The following is a 10731-nucleotide window of genomic DNA, read 5'->3' as shown; positions in this document are numbered from 1 at the left end:
GCGAAAGATATCAGTCGAGAATACCGCGCAGATTTCGCATTGTGGCAAGGCGGCAACGCAGAGAATCCCCGGGAGCTGACACAAGTCAGTGACCGGGGTGAACGAAGGCGGCCAACGCCGCTACAGTGCTAAAGATATCAGTCGAGAATACCGCGCAGATTTCGCATTGTGGCAAGGCGGCAACGCAGAGAATCCCCGGGAGCTGACACAAGTCAGTGACCGGGGTGAACGAAGGCGGCCAACGCCGCTACAGTGCTAAAGATGCCGGTATTCCGGGTCTCACACCCAACGTATGACAAATAGCGTAGCTCATCTCGGCGCGATTCAGGGTGTAGAAGTGGAAATCCTTCACGCCTTCGCGACTGAGAATTTTAACCATGTCCATTGCGACATTGGCGCCGACCATTTTGCGGGTCTCAGGGTCGTCATCGAGCCCTTCAAACATGCTGGTCATCCAGTTGGGTACGCGCACGTTGGTCATTTTGGCAAAGCGTTGCAGCTGTTTGAAGTTAGATACTGGCAGAATGCCAGGGACAATTTCAACGTCAATACCGGCCGATACGCAGCGATCGCGAAAACGCAGATAGCTCTCTACGTCGAAAAAGAACTGGGTGATGGCGCGATTGGCACCGGCGTCAATTTTACGCTTCAGGTTGATAAGGTCAGCCTGCGCACTTTTCGCTTCAGGATGCACTTCAGGATAGGCCGCCACCGAAATATCAAAATCGCCAACGTCTTTCAGCAGGTGAACCAGGTCCGTTGCATACATTTCAGGCTTACCGCTGTTAGGCGGCAAATCACCGCGCAGAGCAACGATATGGCGAATTCCGCTCTGCCAGTAGTCTTGTGCGATTTGGCGCAGTTCTGCAGCCGTGGCATCGACGCAAGTAAGGTGCGGCGCGGCTTCAAGACCGGTGCGCTCTTTAATGCCTTTAATGATGCTGTGAGTGCGGTCACGCTCGCCGGAATTTGCACCGTAAGTCACTGAAACAAATGTTGGTTTCAGGCTGCTAAGGCGGTCAATAGAGCTCCACAACGTGTCTTCCATTTCGCTGGTACGCGGCGGGAAAAACTCGAAAGAAACGTTAATCTGACCCTGTAATTCGGCCAGATTTTGGTTCAACGCTTCGCGCTGATTAGCGTGGAAAAAGCTCATACGGTCCCTACCTCATGCATTACTTCGTTTTAGTTATCGGCGTCACCTGATAAGCGTCTAGACGTCTAAACGTATGGATGTAAAATGCGGGATTTCGGTTAAAGAGTCAACCCAAAAATGATGTCGGATTATGATTAATTTTCAATCAAAGTGAAGGAATTTCAAGTTCAGGGGGGAAGTGAAATATCCCCCTGCGGCAAGACTGCGCAGGGGGAAAAAATTAAAGCAGTTGGGTCAAGCGGTTAAGGTCTGATTGAATGGCACCGGCGGTCACATCGCGTCCGGCACCCGGCCCACGGATAACCAGCGGATTGTCACGATACCACCGGCTTTCGATAGCAAAAACGTTATCACACGGCAATAAAGATGCCAGTGGATGATCGTCGCGGACGGCTTCAACCCCCACGCGCGCCTTGCCGTTGGCGTCGAAACGCGCCACGTAACGTAGTACCAGCCCCATCTCTCTCGCCGCCTCAAGCCGCTGCAACATTTGCTGATTCAGCGCCTCTCCGCCTTCAAAGAACTGATCGACCGAACCGGTTTCACAGTCTTCAGGCACCAGCGACTCCACGCGAACCTGAGTCGGTTCAATGTCATAACCGGCTTCGCGCGCCAGAATAACCAGCTTGCGCATCACGTCCTGGCCCGAAAGGTCGACCCGCGGGTCAGGCTCGGTCAGGCCCTGCTGCCATGCCTGATCCACCAGCTCGGTGAACGGCTGCGTGCCGTCAAACTGTAGGAACAACCAGGACAGCGTACCGGAGAAGATCCCGCTGATAGCCAGAATACTGTCGCCGCTTTCACGCAGATCACGCACTGTGTGGTTGATAGGTAACCCAGCACCCACAGTAGCGTTATAAAGCCAGTGGCTGCCCGTTTTAGCAAACGCGTCGCGAATTTGGCGATACTGATTGCTGCACGAGGCGCCCGCCACTTTATTCGCGCTGATGACGTGGAAACCATAGCTGGCGAAATCAAGATACTGATCCGCAAGCTCGGCGCTGGCGGTGACGTCGAGCACCACCAAATCATCATAAGGATGCGCACGCATCCACAAGAACAGCGACTCTTCGTCGTGCTCGCGTGCTTCATCGTCAAAAAAAGCCAGTGCACGGCTGGCATCAAGCCCGTCATAACTTAATAGGCTGCGTTTACTGTCAACCACGCCAGCCAGCAAAAACTCGAATCCGCTGCGCGCCGAAATATTTTTCTGCTCGCGGGCAAACAGCTCAAGCCAACGCGACCCTATATTTCCTTTGCCAAACAGCATCAGGCCAATGCGCTTTTCAGCGCGGAACAGCGTGTTGTGCAGCCCCTGAACCAGATGTTCGGTAGGTCCGACGCGCAATACCGCCACCAGACTGATGCCGTCTTCTGCCTGCCAGATGAATTCTACCGGCTGGTCTTTGATTTCCTGATAAAAACGGTGGCTGTGCAGCGGGTTTTTGCAGACCCCGGCACCCACCAGAGCCACCATCGCCAACCCCTCACGCAGCGTAAGGCGACCCGGTAAACCGGCCTCTTCAAGCACCGCCAGTGCGCTGTTAACGACCTCGGAGGTATAGCACAGCTGCAACAGATTTCGGTCAGCATGAACGCCGGTTGCGAGCGGTTTAACCTGGGCGCGTTTAAGCAATAGCTCAACGTCTTTATGCGCCAGCGCAAAATCATGCGCCGGACTGATAGCGACTTCAATCAGGCAAATATCGTCGTGACTGGTGACAATCTTCGCCCCAGTACCCGAAGCGAGCACGCGCTCAATGCGGGTCGAACCCTGTTCAGGCTGATAGCTGCAACGCAGTTGTAAATCGATATCGCTGCCCGATACCGGCTGCAATGTGCGGGTATGCAGCACCGGTGCCGCCAAACGCGCCAACTCGCTGGCTTCGTCAAGGCGCAGCAGCGGAAGCAAACAGGCATCTTTTACCTTGCGCGGGTCAGCACTGTAAACGCCGGCCACGTCACTCCAAATGGTCACGCGGCTCACGCCGGCCAGAGCACCAATCTGTGTAGCAGAATAGTCACTGCCGTTGCGCCCAAGCAGCACGGTTTCTCCCGCGTCATTGCGCGAGATAAAACCGGTCACCACCAGGTATTGATGAGGATGCTGGGCTAACAGCTGTTGCAGCAGCGGGTACGAGCGCCCCTCGTCAACCTGCGGCTGCGCGGCGCGTTCGGCGCGTAAGAAATCGCGAGCGTCGAGCCAGGCGGAAGGCACGTCCATTTTCGCCAGCACTGCCGACATGAGACGTGCAGACCATACCTCGCCCTGCCCAACCACTTCGGCATACACCGCGTCGGTCATTTTACCGTCGAGCAGTATCGCCAGACGTTCGAGGTCATTAATAAAGGTCGCAATCAGGGTTTCAGCCATTTCGACAGGCAGCAGGCCAGTAATCAGCTCACTCTGATAACGACGCAGAGCCTGCTGCACCTGATGGGCCGAGATCCGGTCGGTCTGACTAAGCTTAAGCCAGTTAATCAGCTGGTTAGTGGTACTACCCGCTGCCGAAACCACCATGATATCGCCAGGATTACCGTATTCGGCCATGATGCCAGCCACGCGAAGATAACATTTCGCATCGGCCAGACTGCTACCGCCAAATTTGTGTAACTGCCGACTTCCTGCCGGCGCTGCAACCGCTATTGCACTCATTACTTACCTCTTTGCCGCCGCCTGGAAAGCCTGTTCCAGATCGGCAATTAAATCTTCGCTATCTTCAAGACCGACAGAAACGCGCAGTAAACTGTCGGATATCCCGGCGGCTGCCCGTGCTTCTGCTGACATGCCTGCGTGGGTCATGGTTGCGGTATGTGAAATCAGACTTTCTACGCCGCCCAGTGATTCGGCCAGCGTGAAAAGTTTTAATTCGGAGAGGAAGTGGCGTAGACGTGCTTCATCTCCTGCAAATTCGAAGCTTACCATAGCACCAAATCCACGTTGCTGACGTCGCGCAATTTCGTGACCCTGGTTCTCCGGCAGTGAAGGATGATACAGCTTTTTAACCAATGATTGTTTCTGTAAATAAGCAACAATTGCCAATGCATTTTCCTGCTGCTGTTTCACACGCACACCAACGGTGCGCAGTCCGCGCAGCAACAGATAACTGTCGAAGGCTGCTCCGGTTACGCCAATATTGTTGCCCCACCAGGCAAGCTCGGTGGCATGCTCGGCGGTTTTAGAAATAACTGTGCCCGCCACCACGTCGGAATGGCCGTTCAAGTATTTGGTACACGAATGCACCACTAAATCCGCACCCAGCTTCAACGGCTGCTGCAACACCGGGCTGAGGAAGGTGTTATCCACCACCGTCAATGCACCGGCCTGATGTGCGGCCTCGCAAATGGCCTGAATATCGACAACGCGCAGCAGAGGATTACTCGGGGTTTCGATCAGCACCAGCTTAGGCTGTTGCGCTAACGCTTCGCTCAGCGCCTGGGGATCTCCCTGATCGACAAACAATACGCGATAAGCGCCACGCTTGCTCAGGCTGTCGAATAAACGATAGCTGCCGCCGTAGCAGTCGTGCGGAGCCACCAGCAAATCGCCCGGTTTAAGAAACACGGTGCACACCAGATGAATAGCCGACATACCGCTGCTGGTTAACACGGCACCCGCACCGCCTTCGAGGTCTGCCAAAGCCCGCTGAACCACGTCACGCGTGGGATTGCCGCGACGCGAATAGTCGTGAGCCCTTGGCTGATTAAAATCTTCAAAGTTATAGGTACTGGAGAGTGTAATAGGTGGAACAACGCAGCCATATTGCTGGTCGATGTTAAGTCCACTGCTAACCGCGATAGTGCCTTGCTTGAGCGTCATATGTGCTCCCCGACGGGATTAAATGAGGATGAGGGAGTAAAGATTAATCGTTAGCGGGATAGACGTCAATACATCTGGACATCTAAACTTCTTTGCGTATAGATTGAGGATTGTGATAATACCCGCTAAAATTATAGGAATATGGCTTATTATGTGGACGCTACTGCGCTGATTGGCGCAGTTAAACACAAATTTGCATCCGCTGACAAAGTGAACAACATCCCAACAGGATTGTTGCAAATATGACGGCTATAGTGAGATCGGCGGAAATATAGTGAGATCTGTGGAAATCGGGCATAATCCCCGGGTTTTCAGAATTTTATTTTTATTTGATAAATTTAAGGTGTCCCATGGCTGAGTGGAACGGCGAATATGTCAGCCCTTACGCTGAACACGGTAAAAAAAGCGAACAAGTTAAAAAGATCACGGTTTCCATTCCTCTGAAAGTATTGAAGATTTTGACGGACGAGCGCACACGTCGCCAGGTGAATAACCTGCGTCATGCCACGAACAGTGAATTGCTGTGTGAAGCTTTTCTGCATGCCTTTACTGGCCAGCCGTTGCCGAACGATGAAGACCTGCGTAAAGAACGCAGCGATGAAATCCCGGAAGCCGCCAAAATTCTTATGCGAGAGCTGGGTGTAGATCCCGATACTTGGGAGTATTAAGAAGAGTTTTGCGTTTCTAATTGCAGAAACGCAGGCAACAAAAAAGGCGCCACCGGCGCCTTTTTTTGCTTTCGGGCTAAGCTTATTTGCTGCCCGGTACGCTGAAACGCTTGTTGAAGCGGTCAACGCGTCCACCGGTAGTTACTTCACGTTGCTTACCAGTGTAGAACGGGTGACATTCGCCACAAACGTCCAGGTTCAGATCGTGACCAACGGTAGATCCGATTTTGATAACGTTACCGCAAGAACAGTTAGCAGTAACAACTTCGTATTTAGGGTGAATACCTTGTTTCATGGGAAAACCTCTGTTTAGGCCGCATCGCTATCCAACCGTGTTTCCGTCGGACACCACGCGTAGTGTTAATGATTAGGTCTTTGATACGGAATGCACCAAAGGCGGCGAATCATACAGAATATAAACTGACCGCGCAATCATGTTCATGCATTCCGAGTCACACAGTGTACACTATCTCGTCATTTTTTTATAGTCTGGACCACAAATGCCCGTTGCTCACGTTGCTCTACCCGTTCCTTTAAACCGCACCTTTGACTACTTATTACCGCCCGGTATGCAGGTGGTTCCCGGCTGTCGGGTTAGCGTTCCTTTTGGTAAACGCGAGGCAATTGGTATTGTTACCGGCGTAAGCGACACCAGCGATTTCCCGATTGAAAAGCTCAAGCCGGTGGCGGCGGTGCTTGATAATCGTAGCCTTTATACGCAAGACCTCTGGCGGGTGCTGCACTGGGCGGCGGAGTATTATCATTTTCCGCTCGGCGAAGTGCTGCTTCATGCCCTGCCAGTGCTACTGCGTCAGGGAAAACCGGCCGAACTCACCCCACTTTGGCAGTGGTTTGCCACCGAACAAGGTCGCGCAACGCCGCTCGACAGCCTGAAACGCGCGCCCAAGCAGCAACAGGCAATGGCCGCCCTGCTGCAGGGGAAAATTTATCGTCATCAGGTCAGTCATCTTGACCTGAACGAAGCGGCGCTGCAGGCGCTGCGAGCCAAAAGCCTGGCCGACCTGCAGAGCGTAGCGCCGCTTACGCAGGACTGGCGCAAAGATTTCAGCGTGATCGGTGAACGCCTTCGCCTTAATACCGAGCAGGCCACCGCCGTAGGCGCAATCCGCAGCGAAGACCAGCAGTTCTCCGCCTGGCTACTGGCCGGTGTGACCGGCTCCGGTAAAACCGAAGTTTACCTGAGCGTGCTGGAAAACATTCTGGCACAGGGGAGACAGGCGCTGGTGATGGTGCCCGAGATTGGCCTGACGCCGCAAACTATCGCCCGCTTTCGCGAACGTTTTAGCGCCCCAGTCGATGTTTTACACTCCGGGTTAAACGACAGTGAACGGCTGGCAGTTTGGCTGCGCGCTCGCAACGGCGAGGCCGGTATTGTTATTGGCACCCGTTCGTCGCTGTTTACGCCGTTTGCCCGCCTTGGGGTGATTATTATCGATGAAGAGCACGACAGCTCGTATAAACAGCAGGAAGGCTGGCGCTATCACGCACGTGACTTGGCAGTATTTCGCGCGCATGCGGAAAATATTCCGATTATTATGGGCTCCGCCACGCCGGCGCTTGAAACCTTGCACAACGTGCAGCTTGGCAAATACCGTAAACTGACGCTGACCAAACGCGCCGGTAACGCCAAACCCCCCGTACATCACTTACTCGATTTAAAAGGGATGCCGCTCAAAGTTGGGTTGTCGCAGCCCTTAATCCAGCGTATGCAGCAGCATTTAAAAGCCGATAACCAGGTGATGCTGTTTCTAAATCGGCGCGGTTATTCCCCGGCGCTGCTGTGCCACGAGTGCGGCTGGATAGCCGAGTGCCAGCGTTGCGATCACTACTATACTTTCCACCAGAATCATCGGCAGCTGCGCTGTCACCACTGCGACAGCCAGCGTCCGGTGCCGCACCAGTGTCCGCAGTGCGGCTCAACGCAGCTGGTTTCCGTGGGCGTTGGCACCGAACAACTCGAAAATGAACTGGCTCCGCTGTTTCCTGATACGCCAATTACCCGCATTGACCGTGACACCACCAGCCGCAAGGGCTCGCTCGAACAGCATTTGGCCGAGGTCCACCGGGGCGGAGCACGTATTTTGATTGGTACACAAATGTTGGCAAAAGGGCATCACTTCCCTGATGTCACGCTGGTTTCGCTGCTTGACGTTGACGGTGCGCTGTTTTCAGCGGATTTCCGCTCGGCAGAACGCTTCGCCCAGCTTTATACCCAAGTTTCAGGCCGTGCCGGGCGCGCAGGTAAAAAGGGTGAAGTGGTGCTGCAAACGCATCATCCTGATCATCCTCTGCTGCAAGTATTACTGCATCAAGGCTATGAGGCGTTTTCAAAACAAACGTTGGAAGAGAGGAAGAGCGTATTTTTACCGCCGTTTACCAGTCACGTTCTTTTTCGCTCGGAAGATCACGACAATCGGCAGTCTGCGCTATTTTTACAACAGCTACGCAATCTGCTGGAGTCCAGCCCGTTAAAAGATGACTCGCTGTGGATACTTGGGCCAGTTCCTGCTTTACAGGCCAAGCGCAGCGGCCGATTCCGATGGCAGCTGCTGCTACAGCATCCTTCACGCAAGGTTCTGCAGCATCTGATTAAAAGCTCAATGCCGCTGATCGGCAGTTTACCGCAGGCGAAAAAGGTAAAATGGACGCTGGATGTTGATCCGATTGATAATTAATTCAAAAAATAGCCTTTTTTTTGGAATGCAGCGCGAAAAAAACACATAAGTCACATTTTTTATGCAATTAGGTAATTAATCCTAGTCACATTCTGTTTAGAATGTGATGAGCTACGCAGAGCGATTGCTAGCTTGATAAATAAATATTAAATATGCACGGATGCTGCAAATAACTTATAAAAAAATAAACATCCATGATGTCGTGTCAGTTTGATGCAGGTGCAAGGAGAGATGCGTTGGATCAGAACAGAGTTATTCCTACCGCTACCATGAAAGACGTGGCGGAAATGGCGGGTGTTTCCACCGCCACGGTATCACGGGCGTTAATGAACCCCGAGAAGGTTTCAGCGCCGACCCGTCAACGGGTTGAACAGGCGGTTATCGCCGTAGGATATTCGCCGCACTCTCTGTCCCGCAATCTCAAGCGCAACGAATCGCGCACAATACTGGTTATCATCCCTGACATTTGCGATCCGTTCTTCGCGGACGTGATCCAGGGGATCGAGCGCACAGCCGCTGAAAGCGGATATCTGGTGCTGATTGGTGACTGTGCCCAGCAAAACCAACAAGAAAAAACCTTTATCAATCTGATTATTACCAAACAAATTGACGGCATGCTGCTGCTCGGCTCAGACTTGCCGTTTGACGCCAGCAAAGAAGAACAGCGCAACCTGCCGCCGATGGTAATGGCCAATGAGTTTGCACCGGAGCTCGAACTGCCGACGGTGCATATCGACAACCTGACTGCCGCCTATGACGCCGTTCATTATTTGATTGGCCTCGGGCATCAGCAAATTGCCTGTATTGCCGGTCCTGATACCATGCCACTTTGCCAATATCGCCTGCAGGGCTATATTCAGGCCATCCGTCGCAATGGCCAAACGGTTGAAAGTCATTATATTGCGCACGGCGATTTTAGCTATGAATCTGGGGCACAGGCCCTCTCAACGCTGATGAGTCAGCCCAAGCCACCGACTGCCATTTTCTGTCATAACGACATCATGGCCATCGGCGCGATGTGTGAGGCGAAAAAATTAGGGCTGCGCATCCCGCAAGATTTGTCTATTGTTGGGTTCGATGATATTAAAATCAGCCAGTTCTATGACCCGCCGTTAACCACGGTGGCTCAACCAAGATTCCAGATTGGCCGGGAAGCCATGTTATTATTATTGGAACAACTTAACGGTCATTCGGTACAAAGCGGTTCACGTTTGCTCGACAGTGAACTGGTTATTCGCGGCAGTACTGCTGCACCCAAGCGCTAGTTAACAGTAAAGTTTTCAGGACTCTGTAAAATGACGTACTTCTTTAAACATAACGACACAGCGAAACGATAGTGGCACAAAAAGACTATGTGAGCCGTGGACGCTCAGGAGCACGGCGGAAGAAAAGTACCAGCCGTAAAAAAAGCAGTTCCCCGACAGTATCCAAAACGATGGTGGCAATAGCCGCGGCCGTTCTGGTGGTCTTTATCGGTGGCCTTTACTTTTTGACTCACAAGAAAATGGAAGAGGCAGAAATTCTGCCAACGCACGCGACACGTCCGGGTAATGGCCTACCGCCTAAGCCGGAAGAGCGCTGGCGCTACATTAAAGAGCTCGAAAATCGTCAGATGGGCGTGCAAACCCCCACGGAGCCGACCTCCGGTGGCGACGTTTCATCTAAAACGCAGCTAACGCCAGAACAGCGCCAACTGCTCGAGCAGATGCAGGCAGATATGCGTCAAACGCCAACGCAGCTCAATGAAGTGCCTTACAACGATCCGTCGCAGGCGGTGAGAACTGCGCCAACGTCTAGGCCGTCGAGCAGCCAGCCCACGTTTATGCAGCAACCGGTAAGAGCCCCTCAGGCACAACAGTCTGCGCCGGTTCAGCGACCTAAGCCGGTACAACAGCAGCCTGTATTTACGCAGCCAAAAACGGAACGCGAAAAACCGCAGCAGCAGCCGATGATCACTCAGGCAAAACCGGAGCGTGAAAAACCGCAGCAACAGCAACAGCAAAATATTGCTCAGAATGCTCCGGAAAAAGAGAAGCCGAAAGAGCAGGAGAAATCCCAGCGCTTCATCGTGCAGTGTGGTTCATTCCGCGGCACCGAGCAGGCAGAATCAGTACGTGCCAGACTGGCGTTTGAAGGCTTCGAGAGCCGTGTAACCTCAAGCGGTGGTTGGAATCGCGTGGTGATCGGGCCGTATAACAATCGCGCAGGCGCCGACGGTACGCTGTCTCGCTTGAAAGGTTCTGGCATCTCAAGCTGTATTCCGGTCCCCGTCGGGGGTTGAAAACCCATAATCCTCCCCAATCTATACATTCAATATGGCCCGCGAAGTTATGTGACCTGAACAGGGTCACATAACTTTGACGGGATCTTTTCCGTCTGCAACGAGGAACA

At 53.1% G+C, this 10731-nt stretch carries 8 protein-coding genes; 4 read left to right on the top strand and 4 right to left on the bottom strand.

All coding sequences use genetic code 11. From position 1 onward, the window contains the following. Nucleotides 1-247: 247 nt before the first annotated feature. The 3 genes from metF to metB form a co-directional block, all read right to left on the bottom strand. A complete protein-coding gene (gene metF / locus BS639_RS03110; protein ID WP_055773623.1) occupies nt 248-1156 on the bottom strand; it encodes a methylenetetrahydrofolate reductase in 909 nt (302 codons plus the stop codon). 220 nt (nt 1157-1376) lie between these two features. Then, entirely contained in the window at nt 1377-3812 is a 2436-nt protein-coding gene (locus BS639_RS03105; protein WP_055773622.1) for a bifunctional aspartate kinase/homoserine dehydrogenase II, read from the bottom strand. A gap of 3 nt (nt 3813-3815) precedes the next feature. Beyond that, on the bottom strand, nt 3816-4976 hold the full coding sequence (metB, locus tag BS639_RS03100) for a cystathionine gamma-synthase (RefSeq protein WP_055773621.1): 1161 nt from the start codon (nt 4974-4976) through the stop codon (nt 3816-3818). A gap of 350 nt (nt 4977-5326) precedes the next feature. Between metB and metJ the strand changes: the two genes are divergently transcribed. Further along, nucleotides 5327-5644 (top strand): met regulon transcriptional regulator MetJ, encoded by a 318-nt coding sequence (gene metJ / locus BS639_RS03095; RefSeq protein WP_004392248.1) that lies wholly within the window; start codon nt 5327-5329, stop codon nt 5642-5644. 82 nt (nt 5645-5726) lie between these two features. Here the strand turns inward: metJ and rpmE are convergent, their stop codons facing one another. Continuing rightward, entirely contained in the window at nt 5727-5939 is a 213-nt protein-coding gene (rpmE, locus tag BS639_RS03090) for a 50S ribosomal protein L31 (RefSeq protein WP_055773620.1), read from the bottom strand. A gap of 205 nt (nt 5940-6144) precedes the next feature. Here rpmE and priA point away from each other — a divergent pair, with 205 nt between their 5' ends. The 3 genes from priA (at nt 6145) to ftsN (ending at nt 10621) form a co-directional block, all read left to right on the top strand. Next, complete coding sequence (gene priA, locus BS639_RS03085; RefSeq protein WP_084982238.1) at nt 6145-8340, top strand: primosomal protein N'; 2196 nt, start codon at nt 6145-6147, stop codon at nt 8338-8340. 236 nt (nt 8341-8576) lie between these two features. Continuing rightward, entirely contained in the window at nt 8577-9605 is a 1029-nt protein-coding gene (gene cytR / locus BS639_RS03080) for a DNA-binding transcriptional regulator CytR (RefSeq protein WP_082457354.1), read from the top strand. A 71-nt stretch (nt 9606-9676) separates the two neighbouring features. Beyond that, entirely contained in the window at nt 9677-10621 is a 945-nt protein-coding gene (gene ftsN / locus BS639_RS03075) for a cell division protein FtsN (RefSeq protein WP_084982237.1), read from the top strand. Nucleotides 10622-10731 lie beyond the last annotated feature (110 nt).

Origin of the sequence: Rouxiella silvae (genome assembly GCF_002093625.1) — a bacterium.
In the GTDB taxonomy this organism is placed as follows: Bacteria; Pseudomonadota; Gammaproteobacteria; order Enterobacterales; family Enterobacteriaceae; genus Rouxiella; species Rouxiella silvae.
Note: the sequence above shows the minus strand (reverse complement) of the source record. Positions and strands in the feature narration are given on the sequence as shown.

Excerpts from the sequence above, each read along its gene's own strand:
- metF (WP_055773623.1), bottom strand. The coding sequence starts at position 1,156 with ATGAGCTTTTTCCACGCTAATCAGCGCGAAGCGTTGAACCAAAATCTG.
- BS639_RS03105 (WP_055773622.1), bottom strand. The coding sequence starts at position 3,812 with ATGAGTGCAATAGCGGTTGCAGCGCCGGCAGGAAGTCGGCAGTTACAC.
- metB (WP_055773621.1), bottom strand. The coding sequence starts at position 4,976 with ATGACGCTCAAGCAAGGCACTATCGCGGTTAGCAGTGGACTTAACATC.
- metJ (WP_004392248.1), top strand. The coding sequence starts at position 5,327 with ATGGCTGAGTGGAACGGCGAATATGTCAGCCCTTACGCTGAACACGGT.
- rpmE (WP_055773620.1), bottom strand. The coding sequence starts at position 5,939 with ATGAAACAAGGTATTCACCCTAAATACGAAGTTGTTACTGCTAACTGT.
- priA (WP_084982238.1), top strand. The coding sequence starts at position 6,145 with ATGCCCGTTGCTCACGTTGCTCTACCCGTTCCTTTAAACCGCACCTTT.